This is a genomic window from Burkholderia sp. Bp8994, from assembly GCF_003853805.1.
GTDB lineage: Bacteria > Pseudomonadota > Gammaproteobacteria > Burkholderiales > Burkholderiaceae > Burkholderia.
This window is the reverse complement of record NZ_QTQH01000015.1, coordinates 88,440-114,720: the sequence shown is the minus strand read 5'-3', so window position 1 is coordinate 114,720 and position 26,281 is coordinate 88,440. Positions and strand designations below refer to the sequence as shown.

Annotated in this window: 21 protein-coding genes; 8 read left to right on the top strand and 13 right to left on the bottom strand. The window is 66.4% G+C overall.

The genetic code is table 11. The features are described from left to right. Positions 1-53 precede the first annotated feature (53 nt). From fdhE to fdnG, 4 genes are all read right to left on the bottom strand, one after another. A complete protein-coding gene (gene fdhE, locus DIE04_RS18130; RefSeq protein ID WP_185500372.1) occupies positions 54-989 on the bottom strand; it encodes a formate dehydrogenase accessory protein FdhE in 936 nt (311 codons plus the stop codon). Between the two features lie 107 nt (positions 990-1,096). Beyond that, positions 1,097-1,723, bottom strand: coding sequence for a formate dehydrogenase subunit gamma (locus tag DIE04_RS18125; RefSeq protein WP_124486369.1), 627 nt, complete (start codon positions 1,721-1,723; stop codon positions 1,097-1,099). Then, positions 1,720-2,634 carry a formate dehydrogenase subunit beta gene (gene fdxH / locus DIE04_RS18120; RefSeq protein WP_124521371.1) on the bottom strand — a complete coding sequence of 305 codons (915 nt, stop codon included), beginning with the start codon at positions 2,632-2,634 and terminating at the stop codon, positions 1,720-1,722. Before fdxH ends, DIE04_RS18125 begins: the two co-directional genes overlap by 4 nt. Before the next feature lie 10 nt (positions 2,635-2,644). After that, on the bottom strand, positions 2,645-5,716 hold the full coding sequence (gene fdnG, locus DIE04_RS18115; protein ID WP_148091652.1) for a formate dehydrogenase-N subunit alpha: 3,072 nt from the start codon (positions 5,714-5,716) through the stop codon (positions 2,645-2,647). Positions 5,717-5,855: 139 nt separating this feature from the next. On the opposite strand from fdnG, the gene DIE04_RS18105 reads away from it, so the two are divergent. The 3 genes from DIE04_RS18105 to DIE04_RS18095 all read left to right on the top strand — a co-directional run bounded on the left by DIE04_RS18105 (position 5,856) and on the right by DIE04_RS18095 (position 9,321). Beyond that, positions 5,856-6,788 (top strand): YihY/virulence factor BrkB family protein, encoded by a 933-nt coding sequence (locus DIE04_RS18105; protein WP_124521365.1) that lies wholly within the window; start codon positions 5,856-5,858, stop codon positions 6,786-6,788. A 420-nt stretch (positions 6,789-7,208) separates the two neighbouring features. Then, complete coding sequence (locus DIE04_RS18100; protein ID WP_124486373.1) at positions 7,209-8,369, top strand: porin; 1,161 nt, start codon at positions 7,209-7,211, stop codon at positions 8,367-8,369. 478 nt (positions 8,370-8,847) lie between these two features. Continuing rightward, on the top strand, positions 8,848-9,321 hold the full coding sequence (locus DIE04_RS18095; protein WP_124521363.1) for a VOC family protein: 474 nt from the start codon (positions 8,848-8,850) through the stop codon (positions 9,319-9,321). Between the two features lie 140 nt (positions 9,322-9,461). Here DIE04_RS18095 and DIE04_RS18090 read toward each other — a convergent pair whose 3' ends face one another. Further along, positions 9,462-9,686: a hypothetical protein gene (locus tag DIE04_RS18090; RefSeq protein WP_260426287.1), complete on the bottom strand. Its 225-nt coding sequence runs from the start codon at positions 9,684-9,686 to the stop codon at positions 9,462-9,464. 259 nt (positions 9,687-9,945) lie between these two features. Beyond that, positions 9,946-10,395 carry an HU family DNA-binding protein gene (locus tag DIE04_RS18085; RefSeq protein WP_011548077.1) on the bottom strand — a complete coding sequence of 150 codons (450 nt, stop codon included), beginning with the start codon at positions 10,393-10,395 and terminating at the stop codon, positions 9,946-9,948. A 268-nt stretch (positions 10,396-10,663) separates the two neighbouring features. Here DIE04_RS18085 and DIE04_RS18075 point away from each other — a divergent pair, with 268 nt between their 5' ends. Beyond that, positions 10,664-11,782 carry an acyltransferase gene (locus DIE04_RS18075; RefSeq protein WP_124521361.1) on the top strand — a complete coding sequence of 373 codons (1,119 nt, stop codon included), beginning with the start codon at positions 10,664-10,666 and terminating at the stop codon, positions 11,780-11,782. A 175-nt stretch (positions 11,783-11,957) separates the two neighbouring features. On the opposite strand, the gene galU is transcribed toward DIE04_RS18075, so the two are convergent. Together galU and DIE04_RS29790 are read right to left on the bottom strand one after the other, a co-directional pair. Beyond that, on the bottom strand, positions 11,958-12,845 hold the full coding sequence (galU, locus tag DIE04_RS18070) for a UTP--glucose-1-phosphate uridylyltransferase GalU (RefSeq protein ID WP_124486375.1): 888 nt from the start codon (positions 12,843-12,845) through the stop codon (positions 11,958-11,960). 228 nt (positions 12,846-13,073) lie between these two features. Continuing rightward, positions 13,074-13,217: a hypothetical protein gene (locus DIE04_RS29790; RefSeq protein ID WP_006479318.1), complete on the bottom strand. Its 144-nt coding sequence runs from the start codon at positions 13,215-13,217 to the stop codon at positions 13,074-13,076. A gap of 213 nt (positions 13,218-13,430) precedes the next feature. On the opposite strand from DIE04_RS29790, the gene DIE04_RS18065 reads away from it, so the two are divergent. Beyond that, positions 13,431-14,606: an acyltransferase gene (locus DIE04_RS18065; protein ID WP_124521358.1), complete on the top strand. Its 1,176-nt coding sequence runs from the start codon at positions 13,431-13,433 to the stop codon at positions 14,604-14,606. Positions 14,607-15,136: 530 nt separating this feature from the next. On the opposite strand, the gene DIE04_RS18060 is transcribed toward DIE04_RS18065, so the two are convergent. The 4 genes from DIE04_RS18060 to DIE04_RS18045 all read right to left on the bottom strand — a co-directional run bounded on the left by DIE04_RS18060 (position 15,137) and on the right by DIE04_RS18045 (position 21,612). Then, positions 15,137-17,602, bottom strand: coding sequence for a glycosyltransferase family 4 protein (locus DIE04_RS18060; protein ID WP_124486379.1), 2,466 nt, complete (start codon positions 17,600-17,602; stop codon positions 15,137-15,139). Further along, positions 17,599-19,065, bottom strand: a complete 1,467-nt coding sequence (locus DIE04_RS18055) for a flippase (protein ID WP_124521356.1) — start codon at positions 19,063-19,065, stop codon at positions 17,599-17,601. Before DIE04_RS18055 ends, DIE04_RS18060 begins: the two co-directional genes overlap by 4 nt. Before the next feature lie 46 nt (positions 19,066-19,111). Continuing rightward, the gene (locus tag DIE04_RS18050) at positions 19,112-21,304 is read right to left on the bottom strand and encodes a hypothetical protein (RefSeq protein WP_185500374.1); all 2,193 of its coding nucleotides are present in this window, start codon (positions 21,302-21,304) and stop codon (positions 19,112-19,114) included. Positions 21,305-21,408: 104 nt separating this feature from the next. Further along, a complete protein-coding gene (locus DIE04_RS18045) occupies positions 21,409-21,612 on the bottom strand; it encodes a hypothetical protein (RefSeq protein WP_124486382.1) in 204 nt (67 codons plus the stop codon). Positions 21,613-21,797: 185 nt separating this feature from the next. Between DIE04_RS18045 and DIE04_RS18040 the strand changes: the two genes are divergently transcribed. The 3 genes from DIE04_RS18040 to DIE04_RS18030 are packed head-to-tail and all read left to right on the top strand — an operon-like array spanning position 21,798 to position 24,884. After that, the gene (locus DIE04_RS18040) at positions 21,798-22,862 is read left to right on the top strand and encodes an acyltransferase (protein WP_124521352.1); all 1,065 of its coding nucleotides are present in this window, start codon (positions 21,798-21,800) and stop codon (positions 22,860-22,862) included. A gap of 35 nt (positions 22,863-22,897) precedes the next feature. After that, the gene (gene gmd / locus DIE04_RS18035) at positions 22,898-23,944 is read left to right on the top strand and encodes a GDP-mannose 4,6-dehydratase (protein WP_044843827.1); all 1,047 of its coding nucleotides are present in this window, start codon (positions 22,898-22,900) and stop codon (positions 23,942-23,944) included. Continuing rightward, complete coding sequence (locus tag DIE04_RS18030) at positions 23,931-24,884, top strand: NAD-dependent epimerase/dehydratase family protein (RefSeq protein ID WP_124521350.1); 954 nt, start codon at positions 23,931-23,933, stop codon at positions 24,882-24,884. Before gmd ends, DIE04_RS18030 begins: the two co-directional genes overlap by 14 nt. A 103-nt stretch (positions 24,885-24,987) precedes the next feature. On the opposite strand, the gene DIE04_RS18025 is transcribed toward DIE04_RS18030, so the two are convergent. Beyond that, positions 24,988-26,181, bottom strand: coding sequence for an O-succinylhomoserine sulfhydrylase (locus DIE04_RS18025; RefSeq protein ID WP_044843825.1), 1,194 nt, complete (start codon positions 26,179-26,181; stop codon positions 24,988-24,990). Positions 26,182-26,281 lie beyond the last annotated feature (100 nt).

Sequence of the window (26,281 nt, the reverse complement as noted above, 5' to 3'; positions counted from 1 at the left end):
TTCCATGCGCGGCAGGCAGCCGGCGCAGGCGCTCGCGCCCCGGCTCCGTACCGTCATTCCGCTTCGCGCGACATGTCCGGCCACAGCAGCGGGTTCGGCGAACTGCGCTGGTAGCCGGCTTCGTTCATCAGCAGGTCGAGCGTGAGGCTCGCGAGATCGTCCGCCAGCGGCTCGAACTCGTAGTCCTTCTCCTGGTAGCCGATCTTGCGATAGGTCTTGCATTCGTCACAGGACTCGGCCTTGACGGCTTCGCTGCCGCCTTCGATCCCGTGGTAAGCGATGCCCTTGGTCGAGTCGCAGTGCGAACATTTCGTGCGCACCATGTGCCACTCGGTCGTGCACAGCCCGCACTGCAGGAAACGGTAGCCCTGGTACTGGCCGCCGACGCGCACGACGCTCGCGACCGGATGCGTGCCGCACACGGGGCACAGCCCCGGCTGGTCGAGATACGGGACGTCGGCCGGTGCCACGCGGCTCGCGAGATCGGTCCAGACGACCTGCAGCGCGGCCATCAGGAACGGCGCGGTGGCCGGGTCGACTTCGGCGAAGCGCAACGCGAGGATCGCGTCGGCCTGCGCGTCGAGTTCGGCGGGCGCCATCAGGCGCAGCCGGTCGAGCAGCTTCGCGAGCGACGGATTGACGAGCCCGGCGCTTTCGACGCGGTCGAGCAGTTCATACAGCACGGCCCGCCACTGCGGGTTGCGCCCGCCGTCGAGCGCCGGCACGAGGGGCATCGAATGCTGTTGCGCGCGTGCGATCGCTTCGGGCGACGGCAGCGGCAGTTCCAGCGCCTGCAGCGTCGCGTGCTGCGCGTCGGCAACGGTCGCCATCAGCCGCAGGTAGCCGCTGATCGGGTTCAGGTCGGCGAGCTTGCGCAGCCGGGCGGCACGCGCGGCGAACGCGGTGCCGCGCTCCGGCAGGCGAAAGCGCGGAATGGCCGAATGATCGAGCGCCGAGATCTCGGTCGGTTCGAGAATGCGTTGTGTCACGAAAATGTCTTCCAAATAAACAAGCGCCGACAGGTCGGCGCTTCAGGCGATTCCGACGGCTGACGGAACGGCCCGCCGCGATCGGCGAGCCGCCCCGCTCCAGTGCGTTATTTCACGCTTTCACGGAACCACTTCGGGTGATGCTTGCGGGCCCAGCCCAGCGTGACGGTGCCGCGCACCATCGCCCCGATCGAGCCCTTCACCCACAACGCCGCGTAAATGTGCACGATGATGCTCGCGATCAGCACGAAGGCCGCCACGGCATGCACGACGGCGGCCGCGCGGATCACCCCGATCGGGAAGTAGAACGAGAAGTAGCGCCGCCAGATCACGATCCCCGACAGCAGGAGCAGCAGCAGGCACGCCACCAACGTGAAGAATAGCAGCTTCTGTCCGGCGTTATAGCGCCCGACGGGCGGCAGCCTGTCTTCCTGGTTGGTCAGCACGTCGCCGATCTGCTTCAGCCATTGGCGGTCGTCCGCGTCGAGCGTGTTGTGATGCCAGAAGCGCACCACGAGAATCGCGAACGACACGAACATCACGAGACCGACGAACGGATGCAGGATCCGCGTCCACTGGCCGCCGCCGAACAGCGCGGTGAGCCAGAACATCGACGGATGGAACAGCGCGAGCCCGGACAGCGCGAGCAGCACGAACGTGATCGCGGTGATCCAGTGGTTCGTGCGCTCGTTCGGCGTGTAGCGGACGATCAGGTTGGGGTCGTCGTGCTTCATTTTGCGTCCTCCTTGATGCGTCGCGCCTCGTCGCGGGCGGCGGCTTCCTCTTCCTCGCTGACCTCGTTCGGACCGACCCGGGTGTAGTGGAAGAACCCGGCCAGCGCGGTCAGCGCGAGGCCGGCGACCGCGAGCGGCTTCGCGATGCCCTTCCACAGCTTCACCATCGGGCTGATCGACGGATTGTCGGGCAGCCCGTGGTACAGCGACGGTTTGTCGGCGTGGTGCAGCACGTACATCACGTGCGTGCCGCCGACGCCCTGCGGGTCGTACAGCCCCGCATGCTCGAAGCCGCGCTCCTTCAGGTCCTCGATCCGCTCGGCCGCGTGCTGCTTCATGTCCTCCTTGGTGCCGAACACGATCGCGCCGGTCGGGCAGGTCTTCACGCAGGCCGGTTCCTGGCCGACCGCGACGCGGTCGGAACAGAGCGTGCACTTGTACGCGCGATGATCCTTCTTCGAGATCCGCGGCACGTTGAACGGGCAGCCGGTCACGCAATAGCCGCAACCGATGCAGTTCTCCTCGTGGAAATCGACGATCCCGTTGTTGTACTGCACGATCGCGCCCGGCGACGGACACGCCTTCAGGCAGCCCGGATCCTCGCAGTGCATGCAGCCGTCCTTGCGGATCAGCCACTCGAGGTCGCCCGCCGGGTTCTCGTATTCGGCGAACCGCATCACCGTCCACGAGTGCTCCGACAGGTCGGCCGGGTTGTCGTACACGCCGACGTTGGTGCCGACTTCGTCGCGCAGGTCGTTCCACTCCATGCATGCCGTCTGGCATGCCTTGCAGCCGATGCACTTCGATACGTCGATCAGCTTCGCGACGCTCCCGGTCACCGGTTCGCGCGCCGTGGGCGGCGGCGTCGTGGTGGCCGAGACGCGCTTGATATCCAGCGATTGCAATGCCATCTCTTCCCCCTTACGCCTTTTCGACCTTCACCAGGAACGACTTGAATTCCGGTGTGTACGAGTTGCCGTCGCCTACGGACGGAGTCAGGGTATTGGCGAGATAGCCGGGCTTCGTCAGACCCTTGAAGCCCCAGTGCAACGGGACGCCGACCGTCTGGACCTTCTTGCCCTCGATCGTCAGCGGCTTGATCCGCTTCGTGACGAGCGCGACCGCGACGATGTAGCCGCGCTTGGACGACACCTTCACGCGATCGCCGTGCGCGACGCCGACTTCCTTCGCGAGGTCTTCGCCGATCTCGACGAATTGCTCGGGCTGGATGATCGAGTTCAGCCGCGCATGCTTGGTCCAGTAGTGGAAATGCTCGGTCAGCCGGTACGTCGTCGCGACGTGCGGGAACTCCGATGCCTTGCCGAACGACGCGCGGTCGTCCGGGAACACGCGGGCAGCCGGGTTGTTCAGCGCCTGCGGGTTGTCAGGGTGCAGCGGGTTCGCCGCGAGCGGCGTCTCGAACGGCTCGTAGTGCTCGGGAAACGGACCTTCGTTCATCCCCGCGCGGGCGAAGAAGCGCGCGACGCCTTCCGGGTTCATGATGAACGGCCCCATCCCGTTCTCGGGCGGTTCGTCCGCCTTGAAGTCCGGAATGTCGGGGCCCTTCCACGCGCTGCCGTTCCAGCCGATCAGCTTGCGGGTCGGGTCGAACGGCTTGCCGGCGACGTCGCACGATGCGCGGTTGTACAGGATCCGCCGGTTGGCCGGCCAGGCCCACGCCCAGTTCAGCGTCTGGCCGATGCCGGTCGGGTCCGAGTTGTCGCGCCGCCCCATCTGGTTGCCGGCCTGCGTCCAGGCGCCGCAGAAGATCCAGCAGCCGCTCGCGGTCGTGCCGTCGTCCTTCAGCTGCGCGAACGCGGCGAGCTGCTCGCCCTTCTTCACGAGCGTCTTGGCCGGATCCTTCGGGTCGGGCAGGTCGGCGAGCGCACGGCCGTTGAACTCCATCGCGAGCTCTTCGGGCGTCGGGCTTTCCGGGTTCGCGTACGGCCAGGTCAGGTTCACGATCGGGTCCGGATACTTGCCGCCGTCCGTCTGGTACATCTTGCGCATGCGCAGGAACAGCCCCGCCATGATCTCGAGGTCGCTCTTCGCCTCGCCCGGCGGCTCCGCGCCCTTCCAGTGCCATTGCAGCACGCGGCTCGAACTGACGAGCGAGCCGTTTTCCTCCGCGAAGCACGTGGTCGGCAGCCGGAACACCTCGGTCTGGATCTTCGACGCATCGACGTCGTTGTAGTCGCCGTGATGCTTCCAGAACTCGGACGTCTCGGTCGCGAGCGGATCCATGATCACGAGCCACTTCAGCTTCGCGAGGCCGGCCGCCGTCTTCACCTTCGACGGCGCCGCCGCGAGCGGGTTGAAGCCCTGGCAGATGTAGCCGTTCATCTTGCCGGCATTCATCAGCTCGATCGCCTGCAGCAGGTCGTACTGCTTGTCGAGCTTCGGCAGGTAGTCGTAGGCCCAGTTGTTCTCGGCGGTCGCGGCATCGCCCCACCACGACTTCATGAAGCTGACGTGGAACGCCTTGTAGTTCTTCCAGTAGCTCAGCTGGTTCGGCCGCAGCGGCAGCTGCACGCGCTTCTTGATGTAGCCGTCGAAATCCTGCTCGGCCTGCATCGGCAGCGTCATGTAGCCCGGCAGCAGGTTCGACATCAGCCCGAGGTCGGTCAAGCCCTGGATGTTCGAGTGGCCACGCAGCGCGTTCATCCCGCCGCCGGCGATGCCGATGTTGCCGAGCAGCAGCTGCACCATCGCGCCGGTGCGGATCATCTGCGCGCCGACCGAATGGTGCGTCCAGCCGAGCGCGTACAGGATCGTGCCGGCGCGGCCTGGCACGGCCGTCGTCGCGAGCATCTCGCACACCTTCAGGAATTTCTCCTTCGGCGTGCCGCAGGTCTGCTGGACCATGTCCGGCGTATAGCGCGCGTAGTGCTGCTTCAGCAGGTTGTAGACGCAGCGCGGATGCTGCAGCGTCGGGTCGACCTTCGCGAAGCCGTCGTCGCCCCGCTCGTAGTCCCAGCTCGATTTGTCCGGATACGCGTGCTTCTCGGCGTCGTAGCCGGAATAGATGCCGTCGTTGAACGCGAAATCCTCGCGCACGATGAACGAGAAGTCCGTGTAGTTCTTCACGTACTCATGCTGGATCTTGTCGTTCGTCAGCAGATAGTTGATCACACCGCCCAGGAAGACGATGTCGGTGCCGGTGCGGATCGGCGCGTAGTAGTCGGCCACCGAGGCCGTACGCGTGAAGCGCGGGTCGACGACGATCAGCCGCGCCTTGCGGTGCGCCTTCGCCTCCGTCACCCACTTGAAACCGCACGGATGGGCCTCGGCTGCATTGCCGCCCATCACGAGAATCACGTCCGCGTTCTTGATGTCGACCCAATGGTTCGTCATCGCTCCACGGCCAAACGTCGGGGCAAGACCTGCCACCGTCGGGCCATGTCAGACACGCGCCTGATTGTCGAATGCGAGCATCCCGAGACTGCGGATGGTCTTGTGCGTGAGATAACCGACTTCGTTGCTGCCCGCCGATGCGGCCAGCATGCCGGTGGTCAGCCAGCGGTTGACCTTCGCGCCGTCTTCCGCCGTCTCGACGAAGTTCGCGTCGCGGTCGGCCTTCATCAGCTTCGCGATCCGGTCGAGCGCGTCGTTCCAAGAGATGGGTTCCCACTTGTCCGAGCCGGGCGCACGATACTCGGGGTGCGTCAGGCGGTTCGGGCTGTGGATGAAATCGATCAGGCTCGCACCCTTCGGGCACAGCGTGCCGCGATTGACGGGATGGTCGGGATCGCCTTCGATATGGATGATGCTCGGCTGCGCATTCTTCGCGCCGTCACCGAGGCTGTACATCAGGATGCCGCAACCCACTGAACAATAAGGACAGGTGTTGCGCGTTTCGACTGTGCGCGCCAGCTTGTACTGTCGGACCTCGGCGAGCGCTTCCGTCGGAGAAAAGCCCAGCAGGGCAAGACTCGATCCGGCAAGCGACGTGGCCGTCACCTTCAGGAACTGGCGCCGGGACATTTGTAGCATGATGGTCTCGGCGTTTTTGTGGGGTGGGGTGAAACTGAAAGGAATTATAGACAGTTCAGGCAACTATGATCGATTCGTCGGATCAATACCGATTTGCCGATCCACCGATGTCCTGCGTTCAACGCACAACCGAACCGTCATGAAACGACAGATCACGTCCGAGGCGACCCGCCTCGCGCAACAACAGGCCAACTGGGCACTCAACGCGTTCAGGCGCTTCTCCTCCGACCGCTGCTCGGCGATGGCCGCGAGCATCGCGTTCTTCTCGGCGTTCTCGCTCGCGCCGACGCTCGTGATGGTGATCGCCGTGGCCGGCTGGTTCTACGGCGACGATGCCGCACGCGGCCAGGTGTTCGAGCAGGCCCACCAGTTGATCGGCGACGATGCGGCGGCCAGCATCCAGACGATCGTGCAGAACGCGCATCGCGCGGGCCAGCGCGGCGGCATCGCGACGCTGATCTCGTTCGCCGCGCTCGCGATCGGCGCGTCGGCGACGTTCGCGTCGCTGAACACCGCGCTTTCCGTGATCTGGCCGAGTACGGAAAGCCGCTGGTCGAGCATGCTCGGGCTCGTGCGCGTGCGGCTCATTTCGTTCGGGCTCGTGCTCGGCGTCGCGTTCCTGCTGATCGTGTCGCTCGTGCTCGATACCGCGATCACGTTCATCGGCACCTGGCTGCTCGGCGATTCACCGTATGTCGCGATCACCAACCTGTTGCAGTTCTTCGTCGGCATCGCGGTGCTCGCGGGCGCGTTCGCCGCGCTGATGAAGTTCCTGCCCGATGCGCGCGTCGCATGGCACGACGCGACGATCGGCGGGATCGTGTCCGCGATCCTGTTCTCCGGCGGCAAGAAGCTGTTCGCGCTGTATCTCGCGCACGCGGGCACGGCCAGTGCGTTCGGCGCGGCCGGATCGTTCGCGGTCCTGCTGATGTGGCTGTACTTCTCGGCGGCCGTGCTGCTGCTCGGCGCGGAATTCGCGGCCGCGCGCGGCGATGCGCATCGCCGCAACGGCAACGTCCCGGCTGCGGCCGCGCCGACGGATCGCACCGCCGATCGCTCAGGCGGCAACTGAATCCCCACGTATTTTTTCCGCGCGGCCGCGCGTCGCGCGCGCCGCATCGTCGCCCTACGCGACTGCCTTCGCTTGCGCAACCCACCCGGCCGCCGCGCGTTGATGCGCTCTTTGCATCAGCGCGCGATGCAGCCAGCAACAGCAAACGTTTGCACGCGTCAATTTCCGTGCGCCAACCGGCCAAACCCGCCCCTCCGCCGCCGAACGCACCAACCGCTGCAACAATCGCGGCGCAGCAATTGTCAACTATTTCAAAAAGAGGAACAGTCCTTGATGTGCTTGATATATATAGACTTTTTCTCGCTGTTACCTTTTCGAGACACTTTATTTTTTAAGCTTTCTTGCAGGTATGGCACTGAGCTATTCTCCAATCCGCAACAAATAATGAATGACGAATCATTTGCGTGGAGATACTCAACGATGAAGAAACTCGCACTCTCGACCCTCTCGCTCGCCCTGCTGGGCGCCGCTGGCGCTGCTCACGCTCAGTCGAGCGTGACGCTGTACGGCGTGATCGATACGTCGATCGCATGGGTCCACGGCAACGACGGCCAAGCCAACAACTCGTGGCAAATGCTGTCGGGCAACCTGCAAGGCAGCCGTTGGGGCCTGAAAGGTGCTGAAGACCTCGGCGGTGGCCTGAAGGCGATCTTCCAGTTGGAAAACGGTTTTGATCCGGGCACGGGCCACCTGAACCAGGGCGGTCGCATGTTCGGTCGTCAGGCATACGTCGGCCTCGAGAGCGCCCAGTACGGTACGCTGACGCTCGGCCGCCAGTACGACCCGCTGGTCGACCTGGTCCAGGCAGTCACGGCTGACAACTACTTCGGCAGCGTGATGGCAACGCCGGGCGACGTCGACAACAACGACAACTCGCTGCGCGTCAGCAACGCAATCAAGTACACGTCGCCGGTCTGGGCAGGCTTCCAGGTCGAAGGCATGTACGCCCTCGGCGGCGTTGCAGGCAAGACGGGCGCAGGCCAGACGTGGTCGGTCGCAGCTGCCTACAACAACGGCCCGGTCGGCGTTGCAGCAGGCTACTTCTACGCAGCCAACCCGTCGCCGACGACGGCGATTGCACGCGGCGGCTGGGGTTCGACGACCTCGGACAACATCATCGACGGCCCGATCAACTCGGGTTACGCAACGGCGAAGTCGATCGCGATCGCACAAGTCGCAGGCCAGTACGCACTCGGCCCGGTGACGTTCGGCCTCGGCTACAGCAACGCACAGTACAAGCCGGACGCATTCTCGGGCTTCGGCTCGACCGAAAAGTACAACACGGGCCGCGCGTTCGTGACGTACCAGGTCACGCCGCCGCTGCTGCTGGGCCTCGGCTACTCGTACACGAAGGCGAGCGGCGATACGGACGCGAAGTACCACCAGGTCGGTATCGGCGCGGACTACTCGCTGTCGAAGCGCACGGACATCTACCTGGTCGGCGCATACCAGCACGCGAGCGGCACCCAGCGCGTGGACGCGACGACGACGCAAAGCGCGCAAGCGTCGATCGCTTCGTACGGCTTCGCTGGCAAGAGCTCGGCCGAACTGGTCGCACTCGGCATTCGCCACAAGTTCTAAGAAGTACGTTTCCGGTGTGCATGGCGTCTCCGACGCCGTGCCGCCGAACTGCAAAACCAGTCACCGGTTTCGGCCGTGGCTGGTTTTTTTTCGTCCGTTGCCGGCGCCGCCGTGGCGAGCCGCGACCGGGGGCGGCACCGTGGGTACGGCGACCGGCCGGGAGCGGCGTCTGGGCCATCTGTCGCGCGCCGGAAGCGTGTCCGGAGGCATCCGGATACCCTGCACGGTCGGACCGTGGCATACGGCCGGTCAGGCGCATGCCGCCCTGGCTGCCACCGCGCTCCCATATTCCTGCTGACGCGCGCCTGGAGGATCCGGCGTCGCAACGGACGCATGTGTGTCCACCCTGCCGATTTCGATACCGCGACGCGAAGCACTATGCTTCGACGTGTCGATTTCGACGGCCTTCGTCCGTCGTATCGATGGCGGCACGCAGATTGCCCCGTTCCTCACCGACACCCCCGACAGGAGACGCTCCATGACGATTCAGAAGATCACGCCGTTCCTCTGGTACGCGACGGAAGCCGAAGAAGCCGCGGCCTTCTATGCGGGCATTTTCCCGGACTCGCGCGTCGTGCGCGTCACGGCGGTCGCCGGCACCAGCGGCACCCGGATGGTCGAGTTCGAGCTGTTCGGGCAGCCGTTCATCGCGATGAGCCACCCGCGCACCGAGACGTTCAACCATGCGATCTCGCTGATGATCAGTTGCGCCGACCAGGCGGAACTCGACCGCTACTGGAGCGCGCTGCTCGACAACGGCGGCACGGCCGACGGCTGCGGCTGGCTGCGTGACCGCTTCGGCGTCTCGTGGCAGATCGTGCCCGACGCATTGATTCCGATGATGGCCGACCGCGACGAGGTCAAGGCGGCGCGCGTGGCCGCTGCCATGATGCAGATGACGAAGTTCGACGTCGCCGCGCTGAAGGCCGCATACGCCGGCACGGCGGGCTGACGAAGTCACGGACGCTGCGTGCCCTTCGCGCGGGCAGCAGCACGCATGTGCAGCGCGCGCGGTTCGCGCACGACCGCGGTCGTCCACCGGATTGCATCGCGCCGCGACGCAATCGCGGGCGGCGGCATGCTCGCGAGCCGCTACGTCGACAGCATCGCTTCGACGATCCGTCGCGCGTAGCGCGCGAACGCGCCGACCGTGACCAGCAGGTCGATGTCGCTGCGCGGTGTCGGCCCGCCGTCGCACGCCGAGCCGAATCCGAACGGATGCATCGCCTGCGGCATCGCGCCGGGATGGCGCTCGATCGCCGCACACGCGGCAGTCGCCTGGTCGGCGATCCCGACGGGAACGATCGCTGCGTTCATCACGCGAGACTCGCGCGACACACGCGCAATGCGCAGCGATACAAGACCGCGCGCCGGCACGAACACGACGATCCGGCCATCCGCGCAAGCGGCCCGCGACACCGGATGCGCATCACGTCATGCCGTATCCGCGCTGTGCGATGCCGACGCGGCCGCTCGATTTGCGCGGCGCAATAAAAATCCCCGTACGCTTTCGCGTACGGGGATCGTCGGACATCGCAACGGCCGCCGACCTGCAATCGGCGACCGTTACGCGGCATTACGCAGCCGCGTCCTTCAGCTTCTTCAGCGCACGTGCCTTCACGCGCACGCTGGCCGGCTTTGCCGGGAACCAGCGCTCTTCGCCCGTGAACGGATCCTTGCCGAAGCGCTTCTTCTTCGCCGGCACGACTTGCGCCGTGATCTTCAGCAGACCCGGCAGCGTGAACTCGCCTGCGCCCTTCTTGTGGACCGAGCCCAGCACGACGTTCTCGAGCGCGACGAGCACTGCCTTGACCGCCTTCACTTCGACAGCTGCACGCTCAGCGATGTGCGTTGCGAGCGATGCCTTCGTGAACTTGTCCTTCAGCGGCGTCGGAGCGGCCGGTGCTGCCTTCGCGACAGCTTTCTTGGCCACTACTTTCTTCGCGGGCGCAGCCTTTTTGGCAGCCACTTTCTTGGTGGCCGGTGCGGCAGCCTTCTTGGCCACCTTTTTTGCGGAAGTCGCCATGTTTCTCCTACCAGGTGTGGTCGTTGGATACACGAAGCGTGCAACGCGCGCGCTTCAACGCCGGATTCTACAAGCGCCGTGACGCTTCGTGCAGTACTTTTATGCGTTTTCGCGGGGTTTCCCGCAGGTTTTGTTGCGCGCGACCGACTTCGCCGACGCTCGAGCAACGAAAAACGCCTTCACGTATACGTCGAAACGCGTCCGAACGCGAATTACGTTCGATATTTGCGCGCCTATACTGACCTCGCTCAGTGCCCCGGATGCCTTCATGCGCGAAGTCAGATACGTCAAAGGACTCGACGGCCTGCGAGCCCTCGCCGTCATCCTCGTTTTCCTGTCCCACAAGGGCCACGTCCTCGCTGTCGACGTGGGCAAGCTCGGTGTGTGGACGTTCTTCTTCATCAGCGGATTCCTGATCGTCGGCGAACTGCATCGCAACCGTCAGGCAATCGAGAGCGGCACGATGACGCGCCGCCATGCGCTGGCGCTATTCCTCGCGAAGCGCGCGCTGCGGATCTTTCCCGTCTACTACCTGCTGCTCGCCGCGCTCGCGATCGCGCACGCGCTGTTCTACCAGCGCGGCGTCAATCTCGGGCTCGCGTGGCACGCCACGTTCCTGTCGAACTACTGGATCGGCGTCGTCAAGGACGGCTGGCCAGGCTCCACGTCGCACTTCTGGAGCCTCGCGGTCGAGCAGCAGTTCTATCTGATCGCGCCGCTCACGCTGCTCGCGGTGCCGGCCGCGCGCCACGTCACGCTCGGCGTCGCGGCCGTCGCGCTGTGCGCGCTCGCGCATCTCGCGCTCTACGCGGTCGACGCATCGCCGGTGCTGATCTACGCGTTTTCCCCGTGGAATTTCGCGCTGATCGCGCTGGGCGGCGTCGGCGCAATGGCTCTCGCCGATCGCGGCGAGGACGTCGTCCGCCTCATTCCGCCCGGCTGGCTCGGCGCCGCCGGCGTCGCGCTTTTCCTCGCGCTGCCCGCGCTCACGACGCTGCCGGACGTCGTCACGGGGCTTACGGATCTCGGCCTGTCCGCGTCGCTCGGCGCGCTGATGCTGTGGATCGTCACCGAACCCGACCACCCGGCCGTGGCACTGCTCGACTGGGCGCCGCTCGTCTATCTCGGCACGATCAGCTACGGCTTCTACCTGTTCCACAACCTGATTCCGGCACGTCTCGGCGAGATGCCCACGCTGTTCGCGCGCGTGCCGATGCCCGCAATCGCCCGGGACGTGCTGCCGGAACTGCTGCAGTTCGCACTCGCCGTGCTGCTCGCGCATCTGTCGTGGCGCTATCTGGAAAAACGCCTGCTCGACTTCAAGAAGCCGATCGCCGCGATGCTGGCCCGGTACTTCGTCGCACGGCCGGGCACGTCGCCGCGCTGAGCGGCGCACCGGAATCGTCGCGCACGCACCCGTTCGACGCAGCCCGGATTCAGCACCGCCGATCAGCCGCCGCCCCACGCCTGCGCGGCGAATGCACGCAAAAAAGCCCCGGCGCACAAGGCCGCCGGGGCCAACGGAACAACCACCACCTGAAACAGCGGAGCAGCGCGGCTGCTTATGCGACAGCAGCCAGCGCGGGCAGGCAGGTACGCAGGTACGCCTCGAATTCGCGGCTCACTTCCGGATGCTGGAGCGCGAGTTCGACGGTCGCCTTGAGGTAGCCGATCTTGCTGCCGCAATCGAAACGCGTGCCGTAGTAGCGATACGCGAGCACCTGTTCGTTCGCGAGCAGCGACTGGACGGCGTCGGTGAGCTGCAGTTCGCCGCCCGCGCCCGGCTTGAGCTTGCGCAGGTGATCGAAGATCGTCGGCATGAACACGTAGCGGCCGACCACGCCGAGGTTCGACGGCGCGTCTTCCGGCGCCGGCTTCTCGATGATGCCCGACAGCTTGATGATGTCCTCTTCCCACTCGCGGCCTTCGATGACGCCGTACGAGCGGCTGTCCTCGCGCGGAATCGTCTCGACCCCGATCACCGAGCTGTGATAGTGGTCGAACACGTCGACGAGCTGCTTGAGCACCGGCTGTTCGCCATGCAGCAGGTCGTCGGCGAGAATCACCGCGAACGGCTCGCCGTGCACGAGCTTCTCCGCGCACAGCACCGCATGGCCGAGGCCGAGTGCTTCCGGCTGGCGCACGTAGAAGCAGTTCACGTGGCTCGGCTTGATGCCGCGCACGAGTTCGAGCAGCTTTTCCTTGCCGCGCGCCTCGAGTTCGGCCTCGATCTCGTACGACTTGTCGAAGTGATCCTCGATCGCGCGCTTGCTGCGCCCGGTCACGAAGATCATCTCGGTGATACCGGCGTTGATCGCTTCCTCGACCGCGTACTGGATCAGCGGCTTGTCGACGACGGGCAGCATTTCCTTCGGGCTCGCCTTCGTTGCCGGGAGGAACCGCGTGCCGAGACCGGCGACGGGGAACACGGCCTTGGTGACTTTCAACATGTTCGCATCCTGATTGCGTTGACTGCGCCGCGTCGCTGGACGACCCGGCGCGATTGTTTTCCGAACGGCATATCGAGAACCGGCGGCACGGCCAATTCCACTCCGCTCATTTTCGATATGGACCGATTGCCCATGTTTCCGGAAAAGAGATAATCTGCGCATCCGGTCGATATTGCCGAACCCGGCGCCGATACAGAAACAAATTACCGATTTTCCGGATACAAATTCTTACGATTCGAATTCCTCGATATACGGGACGCCGCCCCGCTCGAGACCCGGGCGAATCGGCTCGTTCTTCAGCGCCTCGCGGTACGCCGACAGCACGGCCATGACCAGCAGTACTGCCGCGCTCGCGATCCAATGCATGTCCATCTTGCCGCTCCTTGCATCAATCAACTGGAGCTTCAAACTATCAGAAAAAAATCGGCAAATAATTGTGGCGTCGGCGAAACCGCTTTCAGACCGGAATAACACCACCATCTGAAATACCACTATTTCCCGGCGCGATTTTTTTATTCATTCGAGCGAATTCTTGCGCATTACGATTGGACCATCCCCTTCATCCGTCGCAAGGAATCGAATCGCATGCAAGCTTTCAGCGGATCGTCTTTGGCTGCGCCGCCCGTCGCCGACCACAAGGAACACGTGATCGACGCGATGCGCGGGTTCGCGGCGCTGCTCGTCGCCTATTTCCACTGCCGCCAGGTCGTCTGGGTCGGCATGCAGAGCTTCCATCACGCTTACGGTCATGCGCTGAACCCGAGCGCGATCGCCGGCTACCTGACCTTCCCGTTCGCATGGGGCTCCGCCGGCGTGCCGATCTTCTTCGTGATCAGCGGCTACTGCATCCACCGCAATGCAGCGCTCAAGCTCGCGGCCAACCCCGCGTACCGGCTCGACGCGCCGAACTTCTGGGCGCGCCGCTTCGCGCGCATCTACCCGGTGCTGCTCGCCGCGCTGCTGTTCACGCTCGCGATGGACGCGGTCAGCCTGCAGATCGCGCCGGTCAGCCACAAGATCCGCGACGTCGGCATCACCGCGTTCCTCGTGAACCTGTTCTCGCTGCAAGGCATCGCCGGCTACACGTACGGGTCGAACGGCGCGCTGTGGACGCTGTCGCTCGAAGTGCAGTTCTACGCCATCTACCCGCTGCTGTTCGCACTGCGCCGGCGCATCGGCATGCCGGCCATCGTGGCGGCCGTCGCGCTCGTCAACGTCGCGTCGGCGTGGCTGCTCGAACGGCACGACCTGCAGTTCTTCACGTCGTACTGGCTGTCCTGGACCGTCGGCGCGTGGATCGCCGACGTGCGCGCGCAGCCGGTGCGCGGCACGGCCGCCGTGCCGTCGCGCGCGTGGTACCTCGCGGCGGCCGTGCTGCTGGCCGCGGGCTGCGGCGCGTTCCATTTCGGCCAGTACGGCGCGTTCCAGCTGTGGGCGGCCGGCTTCGCGTGCTTCCTGTACCGCGCGCTCGCCTGCCCGCCGCGCCCGACGCCGCTGCTGCGCGTGCTCGGCTGGTTCGGCGACTTCAGCTACTCGCTGTACCTGATCCATCTGCCGCTGTTCGTCTGCCTCGGCTCGGTGCTGTTCCACTCCGAACTGCAACTGTCGATCTGGCCGTCGATCGCGTTCATGGCCGCCGCGATTCCGGTCGCCTACGTGTTCTACCGGCTGTTCGAACGCCCGGCGATGGTGTGGGCGGCCAGCCTGAAGCCGACCCGCACCGCCCGCGTCGTCGCACCGGCCCCCGAACGGGCCGCCTGAACGGCGCCGTTCGCGCGCTCGCGGCCCCCGCCCGGCGTCAGGCTGGGCGAGGGCTTTTTTACGGGCAGGATGGCGCGGGGATGCATTTGCGCGTCGCGACGCGGCGGGCACGACGTACCGAAGTACGCAAGCCGCGGCGTCATGCGCCGCCTGGGCGGCTGCACGGCGGTCGCGTCGCCCGACCCCTCACGCGATCCGCGGCAGGACCGCACGGCGCCGCTCCTGGCGTCCCGCGCAGCGATTCCGAACCGGGCGGCGGCCGGATTCACGCCCGCTGCGACGCATCGCTCCGCCGCCCGAGTGCATCGTCGTTGCAGCCCGCATCCCGCGACCCGGGCCGGCCCCGCATTCCGCCGCTCACGCTCACGCAATCGCTCGGCTTTGCGCAGATTACGGATTCGTCACGTGCGGCGTGCCCGGTGCGCGACAGCGCTCGGCCCCGCCCAAAGCGCAAAGCCCCCATGCAGCGCATCACCGCATGGGGGCCCGGTTCACGACAACACGCTTCACATGCCGCCGCAAGCCGCCACCTACCGCTTCTTCGCCTTCGCGGCCTTCGCGGTATCCGCGAGGATCTTCTCGACCCGCGCCACATAGGTTTCGGTGCCGAACCGGCGCACCGCGGTCGCCCGCCCGCTCACGACGAGCCGCTCGCGCAGCGCGGCGTCGCGCTGCAGCCTGCCCAGCGCGTCGGCCAGCGCGGCCGCGTTGCCCGGCTCGCAGAGCAGCCCGTTTTCGCCGTCCTCGATGATCTCGACGACCCCGCCCGCGCGGGCCGCGACCACCGGCCGCCGCGCGAGCATGCCCTCGACGATCACGCGCCCGAACGGCTCCGGCGTGATCGACGTATGCGCGACCACGTCGACCGCCTTCATGCACGCGGCCACGTCGCGCTGGAAGCCGAGGAAATGGACACGGTCGTCCATCCCGTGACGCGCGACGATCTCGTGCAGCTGCGCCGCGTATTCGTCCTCGCCGAACAGCGGCGCGCCGACCAGTACCACGTGCATGCCGGGATGGCGAGCCGCGGCCTCCAGCAGCAGGTGCTGCCCCTTCCAGTGCGCGAGGCGGCTGAACGAGCCGACCAGCCATGCGTGCTCGGGCAGCCCGAAGCGCGCGCGCAGCGCGGCCTGGCTCGCATCGTCCAGCGCGTCGAACGGTTCGGCCGAAATGCCGTTGAACACGACGTCGACGTGCTGCGGCGTGAAGCCCGTCAGCGCACGAAATGCCTGCGCGGACGCGTCGGAGTTCGCGATCACGCGCGTGACGCCGAACCGCGCGCAGTACTTGATCGCCATCAGCTGCTTGCTGCCGAAATGGTCGCCGCTGACGATGTCGCGCAGGTGCCAGACCACCGGCTTGCGCGCGAGCCGCCCGGCCAGCGCGGCGACCACCATCGCGCGCTGCGTGTTCGCGTAGATCACCTCGGCGCGGCGCGCGCGCCGTGCGACGTCGCGCACGAGCGCGACCAGCTGCTTCAACGCGCCGGCCGACACGCCGCCCTGCTTGCGCACCCCGGCGAGCGCGCCCTGGTCGAGCACGTCGACGCGCGCGCCGATCTCGTCGAGCGCCGCGCGGAACGGGCCGTCGTCGAACAGCAGCACATCGGCGTTCGCGCGCATGTGCTTCATGATCTCCAGCAGCGACAGCTCCGCACCGCCGAGCACGCCGCTCTGATCCAGCACGAGCGTCGCCGGGCCGCGCGCGGCCGGCATCGGCGCGACGGCCGTGCCGCGCTGCGCGGTCGAGCCGGGCAGCGCCGTCTCCACGTAATCGAGAAAGCGCCGCCGAAAGGTGTCGGCCGAAAAGCGCTCCGCATTCGCGCGGCACGCGTGCGCCGTGAAGCGCTGCGGTGCGCGCTCGAAATCGTCGACCGCCGCGACGATCGCATGCGGCGTCTGTTCGTCGAAGAACAGCCCGGTCGGCTGCGCGTGCGAGCGCGGCTCGAGCACGGTCTCGAGCGCGCCGCCCTTGCCGTACGCGATCACGGGCGTGCCGCACGCCTGCGCCTCGACCACCGAAATCCCGAAATCCTCCTCGGCCGCGAACACGAACGCCTTCGCGCGGCGCATCCGGTCGTGCAGCACCGCGAACGGCTGGTAGCCCATGATCTCGACGTTGGGGCCCGCCTTCGCGCGGATCTTCTGCATCTCCGGGCCGTCGCCGATCACGACGAGCTTGCGCTCCGGCGTGCGCGAGAACGCTTCGACGATCAGATCGATCTTCTTGTACGGCACCATCCGCGACGCGGTCAGGTAGAAATCGTCCTTCACCTCGTTCAGCGAGAAGCCGTCCACGTCGACCGGCGGGAAGATCACCGCCGCGTCGCGGTGATACACCTTGCGGATGCGGCGCGCGATGAACGCGGAGTTCGCGACGAAGCCGTCCACCGCGTTCGCGGTGCGCGTGTCCCAGTTGCGGATGTAATGCAGGATCATCCGCGCGAGCAGCGACTTCGGCCCGTGCGTCAGGTTCGACTGTTCCAGATACTGGTGCTGCAGGTCCCACGCGTAGCGGATCGGCGAATGCACGTAGCTGATGTGCATCTGGTCCGGCCCGGTCAGCACGCCCTTCGCGACCGCGTGGCTGCTGGAGATCACGAGGTCGTAGTCCGACACGTCGAGCTGCTCGATCGCGAGCGGCATCAGCGGCAGGTAGCTGCGGTACTTGGTGCGTGCGAACGGCAGCTTCTGGATGAACGAGGTCGTCACCGGCTTGCCGCGCACGAACGCGCGGTCGTCGAGAAAATCGACGAGGCTGAACAGGTCCGCGTCGGGAAAGCACGCGACGATCTGTTCGAGCACGCGCTCGGCGCCGGCGTACGTGACGAGCCAGTCGTGGACGATCGCCACGCGCAGCGGGCGCGACGCATCGCGTGCGCTCGCCTGCCCGGCCGGTTTGCCCCGGCGCAGCGTAGCGGCGTCGCCGGCTTCGGCCGCGGCGGCATCGGCCGTGGCGACGTTCAGGATGGCGTGTTCCGCCAGATCGCGATTCATACGGTTTTCCTCGCATTGAGACGGACGAACAAGTCACGCACCAGCGCGCGCAAGGCCGGCGTCATCGTGAACGACCACGCCAGGTTCAGCGCCAGCACGACCGCGCAGAGGCCGATCGACTCGCCGAGCCCCGACCACGCTTGCGCGAGAAACAGGCTCGCGAGCAGGAAGGCGAGATGCGCGAGCATGTCGAGCAGGATCGCGCGCATCCGGATCGCCGACAGGTAAAGCAGCACGCCGTAGTCGACCAGCGCGCGGGTCGCGACGACCACTGCCGCGCCGATCAGCCCGAAGTGATGGATGCCGAACCACAGGCCGCCGACGAAGAACGGCATCTCGATGAGCCCGGCGAACGCGGCGCGCGCCGGGTTGACCTGCGACTGGATCAGGATCCGCGTGACGCTCGCCTGGCCGACGAGCCACACGCTGATCACCAGCACGCGCCCGACCGGTGCCGAATGCGCGGCGAGATCGGCGCCGACCCACAGCGTGAGGAACGGCGCGAGCGCGAAGATCGCGACGATGCCGACCGGCGTAAACACGCCGTTCAGGAATTCGAGCGACTGACGCGCGAGCGTGTCGGCGTGATCGCGGCCGACCGCCGACAGGCGCGGGAACAGCGTGCGCACCAGCGCGTTCGGCAGCATGTTCAGCCGCGTGACGAGGTTCTGCGGAACCGTGTAGTAGGTGACGAACTTCGCGCCCATGCCGGCGCCGAGCATCACGCGATCGAGCGTGTCGGCGATCATGCTCGCCATGCTCGCGATCAGCATCCAGCCGCCGAAGTTGAACAGCCCTTTCGCGGTGCCCCACTGCGGCGGGTCGATGCGCCGGATCCCGAGCACCTTGATGCTCGCGTGACCGAGCATCACCGCCGCGATCAGCCGCGCGACGACCGCGGCGGCGAGCACTGTCTGCAGGTTCGGCGCGATCCACCACGCGGCGCCGAGCGGCAGCAGCTGGAACAGGAACGTGCCGATCGTCTGGTTCGTGTTGAATACGCCGAACCGTTCGGCGCCGTTGATCGCGCCGGCGAACACCCACGACACGTTCGCGAGCGGAATCGCGAGCGCGAGCCACGGCAGCGCGAGATACACCTCGTGCTGCATCGCCGCCGACACCTTCGTGAAGTACTCGGTGTAGATGAACGCGCCGAAATAGATCAGCAGCCCGCCGACGATGCCGGTGCCGAGATTCAGCCAGAACGCGCTCCAGAACACGCGCGCGCTTTCGTCGGCGTCGCCGCTCGCGAGCGCCTTGGAGATGTGGTTCTGCGCGGCCATGCTCATCCCGAGATCGAGGATCCCGAAATAACCGATCAGCGTCCACACGAGGCTGACGACGCCGTAGCGCTCGACGCCCAGCGCGTGGATATACGCGGGCACCGTCACCAGCGACACGAAGGTCGGCAGGATCAGCCCGATGAAGTTGATCGAAACGTTCTTGAGTATGCCTTTGTCCATGCTTCTGCCTTGTGTGACGGCGACGGCAACGACGGTGCGCCGCCCGTCACGGTTTCCAGCGATACATCAGCACCTTGCCGCGCGCGTCTTCCTCGACGAACACCAGGTATTCGCCGTTCTCGCGCCGGAACGCGCTGATGCCGAACGGCACGTCGACCCAGCCCGACGCCTTGCCGACCTCGGCGCCCGGGCTCATCACGCCGACCTCCTTGCCGGTTTCCTTGTCGTACACGTGGATCTTCCCGACCGGCTCCACCGTGAAGATGTAGCGGCCCTCGACCGTGATCCCGATCAGGTCGAGGATCGGCTTCGCGTCGAGCTGCCACGGCAGCGCGACCGTATAGCGCACCACCGGCGAGCCGCTCGACCACTTGTCGAAGCGCACCAGCACGCGGCCGACTTCCTTGTTGATGCCGGGCTGCGGCGGCGCGTCGGCCGTGTAGCCCGTCACGTACAGCGTGTCCGTCTGCGGCTCGTAGATCGCGCGGCGCAGCTGCGTGAACGGCTGCGGCATCGGATAGGTCGTGACCTTGTCGTACGAATAGATCGGGTTGCCGGCCTTGTCGACGCCGCCGTAGCCGAAGCGATGAATCCCGCGCACGTCGCTCGTGCGCCAGATGTCGCCCTTCGTGTCGACCCACCAGCCCCAGCCGCCCGCCTTCGCCTTGCCGGTCGTGTTGGTCGTGAACTCGTCCTCGTCGAGCCGGCCGTTGCCGTTCGCGTCGCGCCAGATCCAGTCGCCGCCCGGCGGCTTGTTCGGCACCTTGTCGACCGGCCGCGCACGGCCCGCGATCAGGCCCGACGGAATCGCGACCTCGCCGTCGCGCTTCGCGTCGAAGCGGTAGATCTTCAGGTGATCGGCGTACATGTCGGTCAGGTACAGGAACGTGCGGCCGTCGACGCGCCGCGCGAACGGCATGCCGGGGTACTGGTCCGTGTGGAACACGGGATCGTCCGGATACTTGAAGCGGTTCGACAGGAAGCCGGCGTATTTCCAGTCCTGGCCGGGCGGCTTCGACAGGTCGAGCTCGAAGCGCTTGTTGCCCGTGTACACGCTGTTCGGCCGTGCGGGATCGAGCCACGCGCCGTCGACGAACAGCAGCCCCTGCACCTGCCAGCGCAGCTTGCCGTCCGGCGTGTAGCTCTCGAGCACCGCGCCGAGCCCCGCACCGATCGTGTCGTGGCGCGGCCCGATGCCGTTCATCGACACGTACACGTTGCCCGCGCGATCGACGCCCACGCCCGTCAGCCCGTTGAAACGTTGCGGCCCGGGGCGGCCCGGCACCGGGCCCGCGAAGATCCCGCCGCGCTCGCCGAGCGTGCCGGACGGCGCATAGCCGTTGCCGCCTTTCGAGAAAATCAGCACCTGTTGGCGCGGGCCGTTGTCCGCGACCAGCACGCGCCCTTTCGCGTCGACCGCCACGTCCACCGCATCGGTCCGCTCGGGCAGCGCGGGCGCGTCGTCGAGCTTGCGGCCGTCCGCGCGCACGTGCACGAGGTGCGCGGGCCCGTTGAGCGTATCGGTGAGCAGCCACAGCGTGCCGTCGCCGGCGAGCGCGATGCGGCCCGGCTCGTGCGCACTCCACGTGCCCTTCTTCTGCATCGTTTCGGCGTCGTACACGTCGACTTCGTCATGCGAAGGATTCGTCGCGAACAACGTCTTGTCGTCGGCCGCGAGGCCGCCCACTTCCGCCTTCAGCTCACCGACCTCCGAACGCGCGGGTGCCGCCACTTCGTTCATCACCATGAAGCTCGCGGCCATTCGCGCACGGCCGGCATCGGCGCGCCCGCCGGGCGCGACCTGCGGCGCCGCGCGGAACGGCGCGGGCTGCTTCATGTCGCCGATCGTGCGCCGCGAAATGCCGTACCACTGCTTGCCCTTGTCCGGCCAGATGCCGGGCGACTGCAGATGGCCGCGCTCGTTGCCGACGCCGATCGCGACGTACGCATACTTGCCGTTCACCGCGACCGCGTTGCCGCCGAGGTTGCCCCAGCCATGCGTGCCGCCGGCGAAGCCGAGCATCTTCCCGTCCTGGTAGACGCTCGCCTCGGCGCCGCTCTCGTCCCACGGCGCGTTCGTATACACCTTGCCGTCGGGCGTCACCGCGATCGCGCGAATGTCGATCTGCGTCCAGCTGCCGTCGCCGTAGCCGAACGTGTTGCCGATCCACGACGTGGTCGCGGGCAACACGGTTTCAGCCGGTGCGGCGCTCGCGGACAGCGCCGCGCATACCGTCATGCCAACCAGAATCAGACGTCGCAATGCGCTCTCCAGACTCGATGCAAAAGCGACCGGCGCCCGCGGCGTGCTGCGTGCCTGGATGACCTGTCGCTAAATGGGTTTCAAACGTCGCGATGCAGGTTACAAGCAAAAATAATCACAAGAAATTTGGAAATATTTGGGGATGTTTCCGCCTGAAATATTGAACCGGAATCGTCCGGAATAACCCCGGCGAAGCGGAAATAACGACCGCCTTTCACGCGACGATCCGTAGAAAATTCCGCTCCGGCCCGCCCGACGGCCTCCCTGGCCTGCAAATCTTTCATCTCGTGATTGAAACGACCGGCATTTGAATGTTTTCAGCCGAATAAATGACATGCGTTTTTTTGCCGATTTCTTTTCCCTAGAATCGATTTCGAATCAATATTCCCTTTAAACGCATGCATTACGTTCACGCATCGAATACGCGGCGCGCGTCGGCATCGGCCGCGCGTCGCGAAGGAGCGGCGCGATGACGGGCATCTCGCGCACCGCCGACCTCGCCCCGCCGCAACACGGCCGCATCGTGCAGCTCGACGGGCTGCGCGCGATCGCCGTCGGCGCCGTGTTCCTGCAACACGCGCTGAAGGCGCCGCTGTGGATGGGCGTCGACCTGTTCTTCGTGCTGAGCGGCCTGCTGATCACCGGCATCCTGCTCGAGCGCAAGGCGCGCGGACAGTCGTACTTCAGCCACTTCTACGCGCGCCGAGTGCGCCGGATCCTGCCGCCGTACGTGTTGCTGCTGGTCGTGTCGACGCTGCTGTTCGGCGCGAGCTGGCTGCCGCACTGGCCGTGGTTCGCGTTCTTCTCGACCAACATCGGGCTGTCGCTCGGCAGCATCGGCCACGACAGCCTGAACGTGCTGTGGTCGCTCGCCGTCGAGGAGCAGTTCTACATCTTCTGGCCGTTCGTCGTGCTGTGGTGTTCGGAGCGCGCGCTGCTGTGGATCGCCGCCGCGCTGATCGTCGCGGCGCCCGTGCTGCGCGCGATCGCGACGCCGTGGTTCGATTCGTTCTGGCCGATCTACTACCTGACGCCGTTCCGGATGGACCTGCTCGCCGCTGGCGCGCTGCTCGCGATCGTGCTGCGCCGCGACCGGCGCGCGCTGGAGCCGTTCTATCCGCTCGCGATCGTCGGCGCGCTCGTGTCGCTCGCGATCCTCGGCTGGCTGCACCTGTCGTTCCCGCGTTTCCGCGCCGCGAACACGCCGCTGTCGAACGCCGCGCTCTACAGCATCTCGCTGCTGCTGTGCACGTCGATCGTCGTGATCGCACTGCGCGGACGCGGCGTCGTGCAGCGCGTGCTGACGAACCCGCTGCTCGTGTACGTCGGCACCGTCAGCTACACCGTCTACCTGATTCACCTGAGCGTGCTGTACGCGCTGTGGCCGCTGCACCTGAACCGCTTCGTCACGGCCGCGCTCGCGCTGGCCATCACGCTCGTATACGCCACCGTGAGCTGGTACGGCTTCGAGCGGCGCCTGACCCGCGGCCCCGCGCGCAGCACGGTACCCGCCGCCGCGCGCACGACCGCCTGACTTTCTCCATCCATCGTTTCGACCAGGACATTGCCATGAGCCAAACTCGCAAGAAGGCCATCATCACGGGGATCACCGGGCAGGACGGCGCCTACCTGACCAAGCTGCTGCTCGACAAGGGCTACGAAGTCACGGGCACCTACCGCCGCACCAGCTCGGTCAACTTCTGGCGCATCGCCGAGCTCGGCGTCGACACGCACCCGAACCTGTCGCTCGTCGAGCACGACCTGACGGATGCAGGCTCCAGCCTGCGGCTGCTCGAACGCACGCAGCCCGACGAGCTGTACAACCTGGCCGCGCAGAGCTTCGTCGGCGTGTCGTTCGACCAGCCGGCGACGACCGCCGAGGTCACGGGCGTCGGCCCGCTGAACCTGCTCGAGGCGATCCGCGTGGTGAGCCCGAAGACGCGCTTCTATCAGGCGTCGACGTCCGAGATGTTCGGCAAGGTGCAGGCGATCCCGCAGACGGAAACCACCGCGTTCTACCCGCGCAGCCCGTACGGCGTCGCGAAGCTGTACGCGCACTGGATGACCGTGAACTACCGCGAGTCCTACGGCCTGTTCGGCTGCAGCGGCATCCTGTTCAACCACGAATCGCCGCTGCGCGGCCGCGAGTTCGTCACGCGCAAGATCACCGACACCGTCGCGAAGATCAAGCTCGGCAAGGCGACCCGGCTCGAGCTCGGCAACCTCGACGCGAAGCGCGACTGGGGCTTCGCGCTCGAATACGTCGAAGGGATGTGGCGGATGCTGCAGGCCGACGAGCCCGACACCTACGTGCTCGCGACCAACCGCACCGAGACCGTGCGCGACTTCGTGCAGATGGCGTTCGCGGCCGCCGGCTACCAGATCGAATGGACCGGCAAGGGCGAGCAGGAACGCGGCCTCGACGCGTCGAACGGCGACGTGCTCGTCGAAGTGAATCCGAAGTTCTACCGCCCTGCCGAAGTCGACCTGCTGATCGGCTCCGCCGACAAAGCAAAAGCCAAGCTGGGCTGGGCGCCGGAGACGACGCTCGAACAGCTCTGCCAGATGATGGTCGAAGCGGACCTGACGCGGAACCGGCACCATGACACGTACTGAAGCCAGGCGCCCGTCGCGCCGGGCGTTCGTCACGGGCCTGGCGGGCTTCACCGGCCGCTACATGGCGCAGCGGCTCGCTGCGGCCGGCTACGACGTGTGGGGCACCGTGGCACCCGGCGCGGCGCGGCCCGACGATCCGGCGCTCGCCCACTGCACGATGCTGCCGGTCGACCTGCTCGATGCGGACGCGACCCGTGCGGCGCTCGCCGATGCGCGGCCCGATGCGGTCGTGCACCTCGCCGCGCGCGCGCACGTCGCGCAGGACGAGCCGTCGCAGACCTACGCGGTCAACATCGTCGGCACGCGCAACCTGCTGGCCGCGCTCGCGGGCCTCGACCGCTGCCCGTCGGCGGTGCTGCTCGCCAGCAGCGCGAACATCTACGGCAATTCGACGGCCGGCGTGCTCGACGAAAGCGTCGCGCCCGCGCCCGCGAACGACTACGCGGTCAGCAAGCTCGCGATGGAATACGCGGCGAAGCTGTGGGCCGACCGCCTGCCGATCGTGATCGCGCGGCCGTTCAATTACACGGGCGTCGGCCAGGACGACGCGTATCTGCTGCCGAAGCTGGTATCGCACTATGCGCGCAACGCGCCGCGCATCTCGCTCGGCAATCTCGACGTGAGCCGCGATTTCTCCGACGTGCGCGACGTGACGGCCGCCTATCTGAAGCTGCTCGAAGCCGCGCCGGCCGGCGAGACGTTCAACATCTGCTCGGAGCGCGCGTATTCGCTGAAGGAAGTGCTGGCGATGCTGTCGCGAATCGCCGGTTACGTGATCGACGTGACGATCGATCCGCGCTTCGTTCGGCATCACGAAGTAAAGAGCCTGAGCGGGTCGCGCGACAAGCTGCGGCGCGCGGTGGGCGAGCTGCCCGTGACGCCGCTCGACGAAACCTTGCGCTGGATGATGGACGCGATGCGCGACGCGCGGGCCGGCTGATTCCGGCAACGCAACACGCGTTCGTCGCCGACTGAAAAGAAAACGGGCCGCCCTGTCTGAGCGGCCCGTCGTCATGCCGGCCCTGAAACCGGCGTCGCCGCGCTCAGCCCTCGAGGCCGCGCGCGAGATCGTTGCGCAGGTCGCCCGCGTTTTCCAGGCCGACCGCGAGGCGGATCAGCCCTTCGGTGATCCCCGCGGCCGCACGCGCTTCCGGCGTGATGCGCGCGTGCGTCGTCGTCGCCGGATGCGTGATCGTCGTGCGCGTGTCGCCGAGGTTGCCGGTGATCGAGACCAGCTTCGTGCTGTCGATCACGCGCCACGCGTTCGCGCGCTGCTGCTCCGGCGTGTCGCCCTTCAGCTCGAACGATACGATCGCGCCGCCCGCTTTCTGCTGACGCTTCGCGAGTTCGTGCTGCGGATGCGATTCGAGCCCCGGATAGAACACGCGCTTGACCGCAGGATGCGAATCGAGCCAGCGCGCGATTTCCAGCGCGTTCGCCGACTGCTTCTCGACGCGCAGCGACAGCGTCTCCATCCCCTTCAGCAGCACCCACGCGTTGAACGCCGACAACGTCGGGCCCGCGCTGCGCACGAACGGGAACACCTTGCCCATGATGAATTCCTTCGAGCCGACCAGCGCGCCGCCGAGCACGCGGCCCTGGCCGTCGAGGAACTTCGTCGCCGAGTGCATCACGACGTCCGCGCCGAGCTTCAGCGGCTGCTGCAGCACCGGGCTGCAGAAACAGTTGTCGACGACGAACAGCGCGTTCGCGGCCTTCGCGATCTTGCCGATCGCCTCGATGTCGGCGAGTTCGGTCAACGGGTTCGACGGCGTTTCGAGGAAGAACATCTTCGTCTCGGGCCGCACCGCTTCCTGCCAGGCGTTCAGGTCGGTCGGATCGACGAAGGTCGTCGTGATGCCGAACTTGCTGAAGATCTGCGAGAACATCCCGAGCGTCGAGCCGAACAGGCTGCGCGAGCTGACGAGGTGATCGCCCGCCTGCAGCGCGGACATCACGACCGACATGATCGCGGCCATGCCCGACGCCGTCGCGATGCAGGCCTCGCCGCCTTCGAGCGCGGCGAGACGATCCTGGAACATGGTGACGGTCGGGTTCGTGAAGCGCGAATAGGTGAAATAGTCTTCCGAATTCGCGAAGCGCTCGGCTGCCTCGGCCGCGCTCGTGAAGCAGAAGCTCGACGTGAGGAACAGCGCTTCCGAGTGCTCGTTGAAGTCGCTGCTGCGCAGCGTGCCCGCGCGCACGGCGAGCGTGTCGAAGTTGAGGGAGTCGTCCATGTTCCGTTATCCGTATTCGAGGGGTCGCGCCGAGGGTCGTGCATCGGGCGCGCGCCCAGCCACAAAAATCAGGCCAAAACAAAAAGCCCGCTATGCGTCG